16 protein-coding genes, 2 tRNA genes and 1 pseudogene are annotated in these 16,214 nt (G+C 45.6%); all 19 read right to left on the bottom strand.

The window, feature by feature from the left end:
* Positions 1-216 precede the first annotated feature (216 nt).
* Positions 217-288 (bottom strand) — tRNA-Glu (locus AB447_RS07910).
* A gap of 9 nt (positions 289-297) precedes the next feature.
* A tRNA-Met gene (locus AB447_RS07905) sits at positions 298-371 on the bottom strand.
* Between the two features lie 153 nt (positions 372-524).
* Positions 525-911: a S1 domain-containing RNA-binding protein gene (locus AB447_RS07900; protein WP_006640405.1), complete on the bottom strand. Its 387-nt coding sequence runs from the start codon at positions 909-911 to the stop codon at positions 525-527.
* Between the two features lie 79 nt (positions 912-990).
* Positions 991-1,368 (bottom strand): FtsB family cell division protein, encoded by a 378-nt coding sequence (locus AB447_RS07895; protein ID WP_057957505.1) that lies wholly within the window; start codon positions 1,366-1,368, stop codon positions 991-993.
* Positions 1,369-1,385: 17 nt separating this feature from the next.
* The gene (yabQ, locus tag AB447_RS07890) at positions 1,386-2,012 is read right to left on the bottom strand and encodes a spore cortex biosynthesis protein YabQ (RefSeq protein ID WP_048355885.1); all 627 of its coding nucleotides are present in this window, start codon (positions 2,010-2,012) and stop codon (positions 1,386-1,388) included.
* On the bottom strand, positions 2,009-2,317 hold the full coding sequence (yabP, locus tag AB447_RS07885; protein ID WP_046131800.1) for a sporulation protein YabP: 309 nt from the start codon (positions 2,315-2,317) through the stop codon (positions 2,009-2,011). Before yabP ends, yabQ begins: the two co-directional genes overlap by 4 nt.
* Positions 2,318-2,392: 75 nt before the next feature.
* A complete protein-coding gene (locus AB447_RS07880; protein WP_048355886.1) occupies positions 2,393-2,656 on the bottom strand; it encodes an RNA-binding S4 domain-containing protein in 264 nt (87 codons plus the stop codon).
* 5 nt (positions 2,657-2,661) lie between these two features.
* A complete protein-coding gene (gene yabN, locus AB447_RS07875; RefSeq protein ID WP_048355887.1) occupies positions 2,662-4,131 on the bottom strand; it encodes a bifunctional methyltransferase/pyrophosphohydrolase YabN in 1,470 nt (489 codons plus the stop codon).
* A gap of 20 nt (positions 4,132-4,151) precedes the next feature.
* Positions 4,152-5,711 (bottom strand): putative polysaccharide biosynthesis protein, encoded by a 1,560-nt coding sequence (locus AB447_RS07870; protein ID WP_057957508.1) that lies wholly within the window; start codon positions 5,709-5,711, stop codon positions 4,152-4,154.
* A gap of 177 nt (positions 5,712-5,888) precedes the next feature.
* Complete coding sequence (gene spoVT, locus AB447_RS07865; protein ID WP_046131796.1) at positions 5,889-6,425, bottom strand: stage V sporulation protein T; 537 nt, start codon at positions 6,423-6,425, stop codon at positions 5,889-5,891.
* A 135-nt stretch (positions 6,426-6,560) separates the two neighbouring features.
* Positions 6,561-10,094, bottom strand: a complete 3,534-nt coding sequence (gene mfd / locus AB447_RS07860; RefSeq protein WP_048355888.1) for a transcription-repair coupling factor — start codon at positions 10,092-10,094, stop codon at positions 6,561-6,563.
* 64 nt (positions 10,095-10,158) lie between these two features.
* Complete coding sequence (locus AB447_RS07855) at positions 10,159-10,389, bottom strand: anti-sigma-F factor Fin (protein ID WP_048355889.1); 231 nt, start codon at positions 10,387-10,389, stop codon at positions 10,159-10,161.
* Between the two features lie 57 nt (positions 10,390-10,446).
* The gene (gene pth / locus AB447_RS07850) at positions 10,447-11,013 is read right to left on the bottom strand and encodes an aminoacyl-tRNA hydrolase (RefSeq protein WP_048355890.1); all 567 of its coding nucleotides are present in this window, start codon (positions 11,011-11,013) and stop codon (positions 10,447-10,449) included.
* A 114-nt stretch (positions 11,014-11,127) separates the two neighbouring features.
* Entirely contained in the window at positions 11,128-11,754 is a 627-nt protein-coding gene (locus AB447_RS07845; protein ID WP_048355891.1) for a 50S ribosomal protein L25/general stress protein Ctc, read from the bottom strand.
* Positions 11,755-11,834: 80 nt separating this feature from the next.
* Positions 11,835-12,788, bottom strand: coding sequence for a ribose-phosphate diphosphokinase (locus AB447_RS07840; RefSeq protein ID WP_046131791.1), 954 nt, complete (start codon positions 12,786-12,788; stop codon positions 11,835-11,837).
* 21 nt (positions 12,789-12,809) lie between these two features.
* Complete coding sequence (gene glmU / locus AB447_RS07835; RefSeq protein ID WP_057957504.1) at positions 12,810-14,180, bottom strand: bifunctional UDP-N-acetylglucosamine diphosphorylase/glucosamine-1-phosphate N-acetyltransferase GlmU; 1,371 nt, start codon at positions 14,178-14,180, stop codon at positions 12,810-12,812.
* A gap of 314 nt (positions 14,181-14,494) precedes the next feature.
* Entirely contained in the window at positions 14,495-14,788 is a 294-nt protein-coding gene (gene spoVG / locus AB447_RS07830) for a septation regulator SpoVG (RefSeq protein ID WP_006640390.1), read from the bottom strand.
* Between the two features lie 178 nt (positions 14,789-14,966).
* Positions 14,967-15,344: a 2-iminobutanoate/2-iminopropanoate deaminase gene (ridA, locus tag AB447_RS07825; protein WP_048355892.1), complete on the bottom strand. Its 378-nt coding sequence runs from the start codon at positions 15,342-15,344 to the stop codon at positions 14,967-14,969.
* Positions 15,345-16,195 (bottom strand): annotated as a pseudogene (gene purR, locus AB447_RS07820) (pur operon repressor); the annotation flags it as partial.
* Positions 16,196-16,214: the final 19 nt, after the last annotated feature.

Raw genomic sequence — 16,214 nt, 5'->3', positions numbered from 1 at the left:
TCATCTCCCACTGGATTATTCATTGCTTGCCATTATAACGAAAGATGAAATAGGATTTTGTCAAAAGAAGGTAACGATTCGAAAGAACTCTTCGACGGTTTCTGTAGAAAGCTTCAATCTCTCTTGGTAAGTCGAGTTCATTCTTGCTATTTTGCAGATTCGGCTATATTTTAAGCAACAAAAAAACCGGTTTCCATGTGAAACCGGTTTTCGCGATGACCCGTACGGGATTCGAACCCGTGTTACCGCCGTGAAAGGGCGGTGTCTTAACCACTTGACCAACGGGCCTTCTAAAAGTAGCGGCGGAGGGGATCGAACCCCCGACCTCACGGGTATGAACCGTACGCTCTAGCCAGCTGAGCTACACCGCCATGTATTCAATTTGTTCTTTTAACGCACAAGTTCTATAATACAAAGGTTTATTCGCTCCGTCAATAGTAAATTGAATAAAATTTTTTCTAAAAAATAAAAAGGCATCCGTTGGGATAAGACGAATGCCTTTCGTTTATATAGAAAGCAGCAAGTTAACCTCTTCTTGCTCCGCGCCCTCCACGTTTTGATTCCGTGTTGCGTTTTAGAGACGATAAGCGATCTTCACTATCTTTCAAGAACTTATTCATTTTCTGTTCGAACGTTTCTTTAGAGCGGAAATCATTTCTAGGTCTTGATTGAGGACGGTCCACAGCCTTTTTGATGGATAAGCCGATCTTTCCATCTTTTTCTACGTTGATGACTTTCACTTCTACTTGATCTCCGACCTTCAGATGATCATTAATGTCCTTCACGTAATTATCGGCGACTTCACTAATATGAACAAGACCTGTTGATCCTCCAGGCAATTCAACAAACGCTCCAAAATTTGTAATACCTGTTACTTTCCCTTGCAACTTGCTGCCAACTTCAATCGACATAAAAAAAGTGCTCCTCCTTAGACTTAAAAAAGATCATTTGTTTAATTATACATAAAGAAAAAATTAAGTGTCAACAAGGCTACTTGCTCTTCTCATCAAACTTGAAGATGATCTCGCCGTTCTTTGACAGGTAGTAATCCTTTCTGGCAAGCTCGGCGACGTAGTCTTCGTCCTTCAGCTTGACAATCTCATCCTTCAGATCGGATTTTTTTGCTTCCAGCTTATCCAATTGTTTCAAAAGCTGCGCTTTTTTCGCTTCCTTCGTATTGATGTCGGACGCCTGCGACCATAGCGATCCGGCAAACACGATCGCCGCCAGCAGCACGACAGCTCCAAACACCGTCAACCGTCTGTATAGTCCGCGTCTTTTTCTTTTTAAATACTGCTGTTTCCGTTCCATTTGTTCTTTATACTCATTCTGTATTTGAGATATATTGCGTTTCTTAAAATCGTTCAATGTCAGACGGCCTCCCTTCACTTTTTCGAAAATTTCGTTTTGATTGTTATGAATAGTTTCTTTCCCTTTTTGAAAAATCCTGCTCCCTTTCGAAAAAAGCGCTTCAATGCAAGCCGAATGCGAACAGGAAGGAACCTGAAGCATTGGCGGATAACAAAATAGAGCGGATAACCGGCAATTTTTATGATCTTATATAAACATACCGCAAAAAAACGAAAAAGAACATAGATATATCTCAACGTTAACAGAACAATCGCAAAAATGGCATGAATCGTCCACACTACGGGGCGGAACAGCATCATCTGCATCATTTTTGTGAGCATTCTGTAGATGAAAACGAAGAACGCGATCGTCCAATCCAGAATTTTGATGTAGACTCGCTTAAAAAGGCTTTGATATGCGGCAAAACCTAAAAGGACGGCTAAAAAAATATAGGTTCGGAACTCGCCTTCATTCACGCTAAGGAGAACGTAGAAAAACAGGAGACCTTGTACCATCCAAAACAACAAGTCGTGAATGAACAAGAGCCACCTTGCCGTTTTCGGGCGAACCACAAAACGAGTGTAAGTATCAAGGGAAGCGCCCAGCCATGCCCCCATTCCGGCCATGGCCAGCATCGTGTAGAATTGTGTGGTCAGCGTCATTTAAACAACTTGCTAAAAAACCCTTTAGCTTTCTCCCCCTGCTGCTCATCCAAATAGACGAGATCAAGCACTCTTCCTTTAATGGAAACAACGCCTTTTTCCACATCCAAATTCTTCATCTGTAAGTTTTCGCCTCTGACCGCAAGCATCCCCATGACGGTATCAAGCAAAAACTCCTCATTGTCAAAACTCTCGACCTGTTTGACACCGGAAATATCTAACAGCTTGCGGCCTTTCATCATCACGTTATGTTCAGGAACAGATGACCCACCGGAAGGGTTGTGCTGATCGTAATATAAACTCATCTATTCATCCCCCATATCCTCATACTAAGATTCGTTACTGCATTGTATGAGAGAGGGGATTTTTTTAGAACAAGCCTATTCTCCGCCGAGTTTTTCCTCTTTCAGCACGGTGTACATATTTGCCGCTTCTTCCTTTTTCGTCGTATCCTTCAATTCATTCACTTTAACGGTAACAAGTTTCTGGCCGAAGCGGACCTCTAGCTCGTCTCCTTCTTTTACGTCAGTGCTCGCTTTCGCCTGTTGGCCGTTGATCGTGATCCTGCCCTGATCGGCCACTTCCTTTGCCAGTGTGCGCCTTTTAATCAGTCTTGATACTTTGAGAAATTTGTCAAGCCTCATGGCTATCAGCCCCTTTCCATATCTTTCGCTTTATTCCAAAGTTCGTCCATTTCCTCCAGCGTCATGCTTTCAAGATCTTTATCGGAACGCTTGGCCGATTGTTCAATATACGTGAACCGTCTGTAAAACTTGGAGTTTGTCATCGCAAGCGCTTCTTCGGGTTCAATTTTATAGTAGCGGCCGATGTTGACGAGGGCAAATAAAAGGTCGCCGAATTCTTCCTTTATTTTCTCGCCGTGAGATTCGGCTTCGGACACTTCGAAAGAAAATTCTTTTATTTCTTCATTGACTTTGTTCCACATATCTTTCACGTCAGACCAGTCAAACCCGACCTTAGCGGCCTTTTTCTGAAGCTTATTTGCTCTTGAGAGGGCCGGCAGCGGCTTCGGAATGCCGTCCAGAATCGATTTTTCGACGTCCTGTTTTTCTTGTTTTTTAATCTCTTCCCAGTTCGCCATGACGTCAGCCTCATCGCGTACAGAGATATCTCCGAAGACATGCGGATGCCTTCTGATCATTTTTTCGGTAATGCCGTAAATGATATCATCGATGGTAAAGAGGCCGTCGTCTTCTCCGATCTGCGCATGGAGAAGAACTTGCAGCAGGACATCTCCGAGTTCTTCAACGAGGTGATCCGGATCATCTTCATCGATCGCTTCAAGCACTTCATAGCATTCTTCTATTAAGTATTTTTTCAGCGATTGGTGAGTTTGTTTCCGGTCCCAAGGACAGCCGTCAGGCCCGCGCAATTCCCGGATAACGCGGCGGAACGCCGAAAATTCATGATACAGCAAGCCTTCGTCTTTGACGGGCGGAACATAAACGCTCGTCAAATTGGTGATGCCGACACTTCTATCCAACTCATAAAGAGGCACCCTTCGGATCTCTTCCATGCTGCTTCCGGCCGCCGTGACAATGACGATTTCATAATCGTCGGGAAGCTTCTCCATCAATGTAAGCTTCACTTCCGAAGCCGTCATTTGATCATAGACTTGGCAGATGATCAAATGGTGCTGAAGCTCGATTTCATCCGCCGAAAATTGGACGGCGTCAACGAACTGGAATCCTTCGATCGGATCGATCTTCAGGGCGTTGAACGTCGCATCAAGAAAACTGTGGCCTCCCTCCACCGCTACCTCAACCTGATGAAGATGTTGTTTATCAAGCAAAAGCTGAACGGTTTTTTCGGCTACAAACGGATGTCCAGGCACGGCGTAAAGCACGTCCTGGTGCTGCGCTTCCCGAAAAAGCGCCTCAGCGATTTCTTCGTACACCTCTTCAAATTGGTCGTGCTTTTCATACACATCATCAAAGTAATGAATCTTCGGTATTTCGTTTTTCAACTCTTCTATTAAAGGATGGTCTTTCGTCCTGACATAAAGCGTCTCAGCCCGGGTAAGACGTTTGTAAACGCCGAGGGTTAACTGATTCATATCGCCCGCCCCGAGGCCAACAACGGTTATTTTACCTGCCATTTTGCCGCCCCTTTCTTTTTTTATCTCAACAGCTTGCTTACAAAAGGCACAAGCTCAAGTTCTTTCTCCGTAAACACACGACATTTTAAGATGCTGAACAAATAGGCTCCTCCGCCGATGAAAACGGCAGTCATGCTTTCAACCGCCGATAACCATCTGCTTTCTTGCGGGATTACTGCTTCAAACGCGTACAGCCAAATCAATAATACGGCGGACATGATCATGGCGGAGACGGCCATTCCGGCGATTCTATAATCCGAAAGCTTGAACAGGCCATTCCTGTTCAGACGGAAAAGGTTGAGTCCCGCGACAGCTGCAAACGACATCACAGTCGCCGAGGCTGCTCCGGAGATCCCGAAGGCGGGAATCAGCATCACATTCAGAACAGCCTTGAGGAAAAATCCTGATAAAACGGAGGCAGCCGGAAAAAAAGTATCTCCGAGACCCTGCAAAACGGCGGTTATCGTCATGGCAAGTGATGCAAAAAAGATCGACACGCTGAAAATTTGAAGCGCCGCCGTTCCCTCGCTGTTTTTAAACAGCATGGTGTTCACCGGTTCCAAAATGCAAATGAGACCTGCCGCCGCTCCGATTCCGATGACCAGGCTCATTTTTAAGGAATACCGGGTTTTTTCCCGAACTTCCGTCATCTGCTGCTGTTTCTTCGCTTTCGTAAGAGACGGGACAAGAGCAGTCGAAATGCTCGCCGCAAACACGGTTCCGAGCTGCAGAAGCGGCTGTCCCCTGTCGTAAACGCCTTTTGTGTGCTTTGCCTCAAGCTCACCGATGCCTTGACCTGCAAGCAGGGAATATAAGTTCAGCGCATCTACAAGCTGAATGAGAATCATCATAAGGCTTGTGACACAGATGGCCACCGTATACAGGCAAAGCTGTTTTAAAATGGCCTTCGTGCCGATACCGGCCCGTTCGTTAGACAGATTCCTTTCCCTCTTGACCCAAAACGCCGCCAAAATCAAAAACGCCGTGAGGCCTCCGACCAGAGATCCAAAGGCCGCCCCGGCACCGGCGTCATATAAAGAATGGCCATTCCTGATCAGCCACCATGTAAAAAAGAGAATCGCAGCAACACGTAACAATTGTTCGCCGATTTGGGAAAATGCCGTCGGCAGCATGAGCTCGTTTCCTTGAAAATACCCCCGGAATAGAGAGACGAACGGAAGCAGCAAATAAGAGTACGAGACGGCCCGAATGACCTCGGCAAGGCCTGGATCGCCCATCAGCTCTGCAATGCTTTTCGCTCCGGCAAAAAGGAGAAGAAAAAAGCTAATGCCGACGACGGATATAAACAGCATGGATACGCGAAGAATTTTTGTTTGGCTTCCCGGGCCAAAATCATTCAATAGCTTCGAGATGATAACGGGAAAGCCTGATGTCGCAAGCATCACCGAAATTCCGATCATCGGATACACTTGCTGAAAAATATAAAAACCGACATCTCCGACTATGTTTTGAAATGGCACTCTGTAGACAGCGCTCAATATTTTCGATAGAATTCCCGCCAATGATAACACAAAGGCACCTTGCCAAAGCCGTCTGCTTTGGACGTTTGAAAAGCTCATCTGCAAGCTCCTTTCAATGTGCTTTTCTTTAGAAAAACACAACGAAACGTGCTTATTATACCACATCCCGTGCCATTCACCTTTAACTAAAAAAAGAACAGCCCGAAGGTGTGCTGTTCCAGTTGGTTGTTTCGGCATTCCGCTTTATCAGGAATGACAAAGGAAAAGGAATGAGACCTATTGTTCCATTTGGCGCGCTAAAAAACCTGCGGCAGTTTCAACTGCCTTATGTTCCACTTCACCAATCGACTGGTCTTTTGAAAAAATGACAACGGCACCGATCGGATCACCGTTCGCAACGATCGGACCAATTGTATATGAAGCGACTTCTTCGTCAATCCCGTCAATAAGCTGAATCGTTTTCGCGTCTCCTTCCAGGACAGAGTTGCGCTGATCCATTGCTTTTTCAACCATATCGCTGATCGATTTATTTAAATAGTCTTTTTTAGAGCTTCCTGAAACAGCAATAAACACATCCCTGTCGCAAATCAAGACGGAATGGCCCATGCTGTCATAAAGGGCGTCCGCGTATTCCTTTGCAAAATCTCCAAGTTCGCTGATAGGTGAATATTTTTTTAAAATAACCTCCCCATCGCGGTCGACGAAAATTTCCAGAGGATCTCCCTCGCGAATGCGTAATGTTCTTCGTATTTCTTTGGGAATGACGACCCGCCCCAAATCATCAATTCGACGTACGATACCAGTTGCTTTCATCTGTGCTGCCTCTCTTTCATTTGATGATATATCTGGTGGATAAAACAGAGCTGTGTATTTACTAACACTCTCCACTCTTGATTGATTTTAGTATCCGTCACATCAAATGTAATATACGCGAGAAACAACAAAATTTTACGATGAAGCGATCGTTTGTTTCTTGACGTTTTCCAGTCCTTTCAGAATATCCAGCAATGTTTCGAGCCATTCTTCCGGCTTGCGGTTTTTAACTTGTATCGAGATTTTCAGCTTTTTGCCTTCCATCCCGAGGCCGATCTGCCTGCCGTATTTGCTGCCAAGCTCGAACAGCTTTTGTCCGTCAATCTCAGCGCTCGCCTTCTCGTCGATCGTCAGTCTGACGGCGTCTTTATCCTGTTTGATCAGCTCGACGCGCTCTTTTATGGCGTATACTTTCATTTCCGCGATGGCAAATAAATATTCGACTTCCTTCGGATATTCGCCAAAACGGTCGATCATTTCATCTTGAAGCTCATCTTTTTCTTCAATCGCTTCAATGGCTCTGAAGCGTTTATACATATCAATTTTCTGCTTGCCGTCCGTGACATACGATTGCGGAATATAGGCGTCAAGCTCCAAATCGATTTCCGGCTCAAAGCGTTCGATTTGCGCCGTGTCTCCCTTGCGTGCTTCGATCGCTTCCTTGAGCATTTGCGAGTATAAATCAAAGCCGACGGAATCAATGAAGCCGTGCTGCTGCGCACCGAGCAGGTTTCCGGCTCCGCGGATCGTCAAGTCGCGCATGGCGATTTTAAAGCCTGAGCCAAGTTCTGTGAATTCTTTAATGGCCTGAAGCCTTTTTTCCGCCACTTCGGTCAGAACTTTGTCTTTTCGATACGTAAAGTAAGCATATGCGACCCGGTTGGAGCGTCCGACGCGTCCCCTTAGCTGATAAAGCTGTGAAAGCCCCATTTTGTCGGCGTCATGCACGATCAACGTATTGACGTTCGGAATATCGACGCCTGTCTCGATAATCGTCGTACTGACGAGAACATCGGATTCTCCCTCTAAAAAGTTGAGCATGACGGATTCGAGTTCATTTTCCGTCATTTTGCCGTGGGCATACGTCACCTTAGCATCGGGGACAAGCATCGAAATCTCTTCAGCTTTTCTTTCGATGTCCTCGACGCGGTTGTACAGAAAGTATACCTGTCCTCCTCTGGCAAGTTCGCGTTCGATCGCTTCCCTTACCAAAGCGCCGTTGTATTCGACAACATACGTCTGAACCGGAAAGCGGTTTTCCGGAGGCGTTTCGATGACCGATAAATCCCTGACGCCGAGCATGGACATATGAAGGGTTCTCGGTATCGGTGTCGCCGTTAAAGTCAAAACGTCGACATTCGCTTTAATCCGTTTGATTTTTTCTTTATGCGTAACACCGAACCTTTGTTCCTCATCAATGATGAGCAAACCGAGATCCTTGTACACGACATCCTTTGATAAAAGCCTGTGGGTTCCGATCACGATATCGACCGTGCCGTTTTTCAAGCCTTTGATCGTTTCCGACGATTCTTTCCGCGTGCGGAAGCGGCTGAGCAGGCCGATTGTGACCGGATAATCTTGAAAACGCTCCAATATCGTTTCATAATGCTGCTGGGCCAAAATCGTGGTCGGCACAAGGATGGCAACCTGCTTGCCGTCAGCGACTGCTTTAAAAGCGGCTCTGATAGCCACCTCCGTCTTGCCGTAGCCGACATCACCGCAAAGCAGCCGATCCATCGGGCGTTCTCTTTCCATATCTTTTTTAATTTCGTGAATCGATCTGAGCTGATCCTCAGTTTCCTGATAAGGAAAAGCCGCTTCAAATTCGCGCTGCATTTCGTGATCGGGAGAAAACGCGTATCCTTTGCTCGCTTCCCGCTCGGCATAAAGCTTGATCAAGTCGTCAGCGATATCCTGAACGGACGATTCTACCTTTTTCTTGACCCGCTTCCACTCGCTTCCTCCCAATTTGTACAGCTTCGGTTCTTTTCCTTCCGAACCGACGTATTTCTGCACCTGGTCAATTTGATCGACAGGCACGTAAAGCTTATCGCTTCCCTGGTAGTGAATATTTAAATAATCTTTGTGGATTCCGTTGATTTCAAGCGTTTCAATACCCAGATATTTACCGATTCCGTGATTGACGTGAACGACATAGTCGCCGATCTGCAGCTCCGAGTAGCTCTTAATTCTCTCCGCGTTTGTCAGCTTTTGTTTGCGCGCTTGCTTTTTCACGCGCTTTTTAAAGAGTTCTTCCTCCGTGATGACGGCAAGCTTCATCAATGGAAGCTCGAAGCCCGTTTGAAGGCCGCCTTCCATGATATAAATCTGGCCTTGGGCGAGCGCTGTATTTTCATCGGCTTGGGCAGCTTCTATTTCATAATCTTCCAGAACGGATGCAAGTTTTTCGACGCGTTCCCGGCTGTCCCCAAGAAAAACAGTCGTATATTTAGATTTTTTAAACCGTTCGATCTCGTTTTTGAGCACATTCATCTGCCCGTGAAAACTTTGCATTTGTTTGCTGGAAACATTCACGATGTTTTGCGGGCTTGTATGCTGAACATGTCTTAAAAACAGCGAATAGTACAAAATCGGACGGGGTTGTTTTGCCATGAGGCTGTGAAAAGGAAATGACATCGAGATGTCATGAAGAATCTTGCCTTCTTCAAGAAGGCTCGTGATCCATTCGGCCTCTTCCTTTTGCAGCTGCTCTTCCATTTCGTGAATGCGGCTGACTTCGTCTAAAATAAGCAATGTATGAGACGGAAAATAATCTAGCAAACTAGCAGGCTTTTCATAGAAATACGAAAGGTATTTAACCATTTCCTGGCCGATGTTGCCTTCTGTAAGCCGTTCTTTGTCCTCCTCGATGTTTTGATGGAGGATTTCTTTTTGTTTATCAAGCTTCAGCTTTTTCAGGCTGTCAGTAAGGCCTTTTTCCAGCTTCTCGAGGGCCCGCTTCCGGTCTTCTTCACGCACGATCAATTCTTTGGCAGGGCCGATCGTCACCTCATCGCGCGTTTCCAACGAACGCTGGTCATCTGAGCTGAACGTGCGGATGGAATCGATCTCGGTATCAAACAGCTCAATCCGGATCGGATTGTCCTCAGTCAATGAATAAACGTCGATAATACCCCCGCGAATACTGAATTCACCAGGGGCCGCCACCATATCGGTACGTTCGTATCCGATTTGGACAAGGGTTTGAATGAGCTTTTCCGGATCGATGTCCCGCCCCGTTTTTAAGTGAATCTGGCTGCTTTTCCATATGTCCACCGGGGGCAGCATTCTTCTGACGGCTGCTGCAGGAGCAACAACGATCGGCGTTTCACCGCTTGCAAGCCTATTCAAAACGTCCAGCCTTTGTGAACGCAGTTCAGGGCTCGCGACCGCAATTTCGGATGAGATTAATTCATTGACAGGGTATAAAAGGACAGGCTGATCTTTTATCAGTCCTGTTAAATCGTCTGTGATTTTTTGAGCTTGATAAAGGTTATGCGTAATCAAAAATAACGGACGGTTTGTTTCTTTTGAAAAAGCGGCTGTAAATAATGACCGTGCAGATCCGGAGAGCCCCGCAAGCAGCTGTTCTTTCAGCCCTTCGTTTAAACCGTTGACGATGGATTTAAAATCATCGCTTTTTGTAATAAAGGATTGAATATTATTCAAATGAGCCCCTCCTCTCTTCCTCAAATAGAAAAATGCTTTGGTCTAGTTTCTACACCAAAGCTTTTTATTGAATAAACGACTGATATTGATGATAATCCGGATTTCTTTCTAACGCTTCCTGACAATCTTCACATATCGTCTTTACGTGTAAATCCCCATTATCCATATAAGAAATCATATCGTTTCTTTCCTCATTTGTTAAGTGGTCAAAACCCAATTGTTTGCTGTTGACGTAAGAATGGTCAAGACTTCCTACTTTAACGCCGCAATGGCGGCAGTAATAATGCAAAGCCATACGGGAACCTCCAATAACGAGTCTTTTTAAGACTAGTATGATCCGTTCCCGTTCGGCTTATACCTTTGCGTTATATTCATTCATAACTTCCAAAAAAGGTTTTTCCAAAGAAGCTTCACAGGCCTTAACCGTTTTTTGAACGGCTTCCCGAATGGCCGGCTCCTCTTCGCCCGTAAAAGCGCCAAGGACATAATCGACGATTTTCATTCCGTTTACAGGACGGCCGATCCCGACTCTGATCCTGTTAAAATCAGATGTCCCAAGATGCTGAATCATCGATTTAATCCCGTTGTGTCCTCCGGCGCTTCCTTTTGTCCTGAGACGGATTTTTCCGGTTGGAAGATCCAAATCATCATAAATCACTTTCATATTTTCAATCGGGACCTCGTAGTAGTCCAAAAGAGGCCTCAAACATTCTCCCGATAAGTTCATATATGTAAGCGGCTTAACAAGTAGAACCTTTTTGCCGGAAACAAATCCGATTCCGTACTGTCCATGAAATTTTGTTTTATCAAGGGCAATATTCCATTCCTTTGAAAGCACGTCAATCGCCATGAAACCGACGTTGTGTCTCGTATTTTCGTACGTTTTACCCGGATTGCCCAAACCTGCAAACACAAGCATTCTATTTCCTCCCTTAATCAAAACCCTGCCTCACCAGCCATGAGGGGGAGCGTCCTTAATTCCCCTCATTCTAGCACAAAAGACGTAACCGCGGGAGGATTACGCCTTAAGCATTTATTCATTTTTTTCCTTTTCATTGCTTTCTTCTGGTTCCTCAACTTCCTGGGCTGCTGATTCGGCTTCTGTTTCCTCTTGCTTTTGAGGAGGGAGTATGGATGCGACGACTTCATCCGGTTCATGGTTGAATGAATAATCGCCTGCAGGCGTGATATCGCCGACCGTTAATACATCGTTCACCTCAAGGTGTGAAATGTCCGCTTCAATGGCTTGGGGGATGTTCTGCGGCTTAGCTGTAACCGACAGCTCGTAAAGCGGCTGCTGAAGTACGCCTCCCTGCTTGATTCCCTCAGCTTCTCCCGCCAGATTCACGGGAACGGCTGCTTCCATTTCGGCTTCCATATCAACCACCTTGAAATCGGCATGGACAATCGAATCTTTCAACGGATCCGTCTGAACCTCAGTCACCATGACCGGGTACTGCTCACCGTTTACATCCAGATTGATAATCGTGTTTTTTCCCTCATCGCGCAAAATTTTTAAAAGCTTGACACTATCCAGCGAAACAGACTTGTTCTCTAACTCTTTTCCGTAAACGACACCCGGCACAAATCCCGACAGCCGGATCTTTCTTAAAGAAGAGCGCTTGGAGCCTGTTCTTTCTTCCGCTTTTAAGATTGCCATATCCAGCACCATCCTATCGTAAGATTGGTTTTTCTAAAACCATACCCATAACGACAAAACTTTAAACCAGAATCAGCAAATTAATCGAACAGGAAGCTGACAGATTGCTTCTCGTGTACGCGGATGATCGCTTCTGCGAGCAGCGGAGCAACGGAAAGCTGCTTGAATTTCTCGATTTTCTTTTCTTCCGGAAGCTCGATGCTGTTTGTCACGACAAGCTCTTTAATTTTGGAGTTTTTGATTCTTTCAATCGCCGGACCTGAAAGAACCGGATGCGTACAGCAGGCGTATACTTCAGATGCGCCGCTTTCGACAAGCGCATTTGCCGCAAGCGTGATCGTTCCTGCTGTATCGATGATATCATCGATTAAAATAGCGGTTTTTCCTTCAATATGTCCGATGATGTTCATGACTTCAGCCACATTCGGCTTCGGACGGCGTTTGTCGATAATCGCGATCGGCGCTTTGAGACGGTCGGCCAGCTTGCGCGCCCGCGTAACCCCGCCGTGGTCAGGAGACACGATAACAATATCATTCAAATTTTTCTGTTCAAAATAACTTCCTAAAATCGGAACACCCATTAAATGATCAATCGGTATATCAAAGAAACCTTGAATTTGCGGGGCATGCAAATCAAGTGCAATCACCCGGGTAGCGCCGGCTGTTTCAAGCAGATTCGCCACCAGCTTAGCGGTGATCGGCTCACGGGCCCGCGCTTTTCTGTCCTGACGGGCATAGCCGTAATAAGGCATCACGATATTAATCGTTTTAGCGGACGCGCGTTTCAATGCATCAACCATGATCAACAGCTCCATGATATTCTCGTTAACCGGAGCGCTCGTCGATTGAATGACATAGCAGTCACAGCCGCGGATGCTCTCTTCGATATTGATTTGCACTTCACCGTCGCTAAAACGTTTAACAGAACACTTTCCCAGCTCTACTCCGACGATCTCCGCGATTTCGGCCGCAAGATCCGGATTTGAGTTTAAAGAAAAAATCTTCAAATTGTCGTCTTCATATTGATTAGACATTGTAAACCTCCGATTTTAGGATTATTTTTTGTGTATATTCTTAACGTAGTCTTCCTTGTTGACCTGTCTTGCCCTGGCAATGGACAAAGCTTGGCCTGGTACATCGTCGGTAATGGTGGAACCGGCTGCCACGTAGGCGCCTTTGCCAATCGTAACAGGTGCAATCAGATTTGAGTTGCAGCCGACAAAAGCACCGTCTTCAACCTTAGTCATAAACTTATTTTTCCCATCATAATTAACGGTAATCGAACCGCAGCCAAGATTCACATCTGAACCAATTTCCGCATCCCCTATGTAGCTTAAATGAGAGGCTTTGCTTCGATCTCCGAATTCAGCTTTCTTCACTTCTACGAAATTTCCGATTCTGACCTCATTGCCGATTTTCGAATCAGGTCTGATATGGGCAAACGGGCCGATCGTTACGTCGTCACCGATTTCGCTGTCTACAACCACGGATTGTTTAATGACCGTCCGGCTGCCGATCGTACTGTTTTCCAACTCGCTGTTTTGACCGATAACCGTGTCCTCGCCGATCACCACCCGGCCTTTGATGACGGTTCCAGGATAAATGACCGTATCCCGGCCGATGACGGCTTCCGGAGAAATATACGTGTTATCGGGGTCGATTAAGCTCACGCCATTTTGCATATGGCGTTTATTGATGCGCTGCTTCATGTACTTTTCCGCTTGGGAAAGAGCGACTCTGTCGTTGACTCCGAGCGTTTCTTGGAAGTTATCAGTCTGATAAGCGGCAACAGTTTCACCTTGATTTTTGAGGATTTCAATAACGTCCGGAAGGTAGTATTCCCCTTGGACATTATCATTGGACACCTGCTCGATCGTCCGGAAAAGAGCTTCATTATCAAAACAGTAGGTGCCTGTATTGATTTCATTGACAAGCCGTTCCTCATCTGTCGCATCTTTATGCTCGACAATTTTCGCAACGTCTCCGTTTTCATTGCGTATAATCCGCCCGTAGCCTGCCGGATCCTCTGCAATCGCCGTTAAAATGGTCACCTTTGCCCCTTTTTCCTGATGCTCCCTGAGCATGGCTTCCATTGTTTCAGCCGTTAACAGCGGCGTATCACCGCAAATCACGATCGTCGTTCCTTTTTTGCCGGCAAGAATCGATTTGGCCTGCTTCACAGCGTGCGCCGTGCCGAGCTGTTCAGCCTGAAGAGCGTACTCGCTCTTTTCCCCGAGCTGCTTTTTGACATCTTCCGCGCCATGCCCGACAATTGTGACAAGTTTAGCCAATGATAGCTTAAGAGCTTCATCGACAACATGCTCGACCATCGGCTTTCCGCAAACAGGATGAAGAACTTTATACAACTTTGATTTCATTCTTGTTCCTTGACCAGCTGCTAATACAACTGCAAACCGCTTATCCATTTATTGGCCTCCATTATCCCTATTATCCATAGAAAAATATATCTTAAATATGAGTTGATTTCAAGCAAGCCCAAATGAGAAATCAGCAAATTGTCCAGACAAATTTTAGATGGTTTGATCATACTTGGAATCCGCCTGCTGAGCGGCATATGCCCGACTTGCCGTTCCGGGTGCCGCTTTTGTCCGAATACCGATATTCGCCCGTTCTTTATCCCCATTTACTGATATATGCCGCAACCAACCATATATTGTCAATTTGTTATCATACCATCATTTTTTTTGCAAAATAAAAAGGGCTTCCATAAGCCCTCTTTTTAAGAAGCTCCAGCTTCTTCATATTCTATTTCCTCAACTTCACCTAAACGGTGATATTCATTTAACACCGCGTCCTGAATTTTTCCGCGGGTGCTTGAGTTGATTGGATGAGCGATATCACGAAACTCTCCATCAGGTGTACGCTTACTTGGCATCGCAACGAAAAGACCATTGTTTCCATCAATTACACGAATGTCATGGACTACAAATTCGTGATCCAGCGTGATGGATGCAATCGCTCTCATGCGACCATCGGTATTCACGCGGCGTAATCTTACGTCGGTAACTTCCACAGTAGTTCACCACCTTTTCCCAATATAAAAACATTAGTTTAACTATTCAACGGGTTTTTTTGTTTTCCTGCATATTTAAAAATATTTTTGCAATATTGGAATAAAAACACACAGAATTGTCAAATACAAAACAAAAAAAGATGATCTTGTATACCAAAATCATCTTTTTAAAAATATCCTATTTCACAAGGGCAATAACTTCTATTTCAACGAGCGCATCTTTCGGCAGCCGAGCCACCTCAACGCATGACCGCGCCGGTTTATGCGTATCGAAATACTGGCCGTACACCTCGTTAACCTCTGCAAATTGATTCATATCCGCCAAAAACACTGTCGCTTTGACGACCGTTTCAAGCGAAGCTCCCGCTTCCTTTAGGACGGCTTTTAAATTGCGGAACACCTGGTGCGTCTGTTCGGTAATATCCCCGTTTATCATTTCGCCGGACGGAGTCAAAGGAATTTGCCCTGAGCTGTAAAACATGTTATTGACAATAATCCCCTGTGAATACGGTCCGATTGCTTCCGGCGCTTCTTTTGTCTGAACAACTTTTGTCATCTCAAACTCCCCATTCTTTATTCATTTTCTTTAAAAAACGCTTTAAAATTTCCGTTTTGGATTTCGACGTTTTTTTCCTTCATATCGATTTCCGAAAGGGTAAGAAGTGACATATATTCATCAACCAGCCGCTCCTTTACTCCCTGAGCCTCCACAAGAACTCCGATTCCCGCCACATACGCATTGAATTCATCCAGCAAATTGATCATGCCGTTGATCGTTCCACCCGCTTTCATAAAATCGTCTATGATTAAAACGTGCGATCCCGACTTTAAGCTGCGTTTTGCAAGCGACATCGTCTGTATGCGATTGGATGAACCTGAGGCATAATTGATGCTGACCGTTGACCCTTCGGTCACTTTATTATCCTTCCTGACGACAACGGTCGGCACGTCCAAATAGCTGGCCACCGCGTACGCCAGGGGAATTCCTTTCGTTGCCACAGTCATGACGACATCAATTTCCCTGTCTGAAAAGGCGGAAGCAAAAATTTTGCCGACCTTCGACAACACGGACGGCTTTCCGAGAATATCCGTCAAATATAAATAGCCCCCGGGCAAAATACGTTCCGAATCAATCAATGACTTCCCGAGTGCACTGATAAATTCCTCCGCCTCCTCAAGCTTTACCTTCGGAATATATTTAACGCCTCCAGCCGCCCCGGGAACCGTCTGCAACGTTCCGATTCCCTGCTGCTCAAAGGTCTGCTTAATAATGGTTAAATCTTCACTAATTGACGATTTTGCAGATTGATACCGTTCTGAAAAGAAGGTTAATGGCACTAAGACATGCGGATGGGTCAACAAATAATTCGTCAGATCTACCAATCTGCCGCTTCGACGAAACTTCATGCACTTACCTCCAAAATCC

It is taken from the genome of Bacillus glycinifermentans (assembly GCF_001042475.2).
Classification (GTDB): domain Bacteria; phylum Bacillota; class Bacilli; order Bacillales; family Bacillaceae; genus Bacillus; species Bacillus glycinifermentans.
The sequence above is the reverse complement of the archived record's forward strand: the minus strand, read 5'-3'. Positions and strand labels throughout refer to the sequence as shown.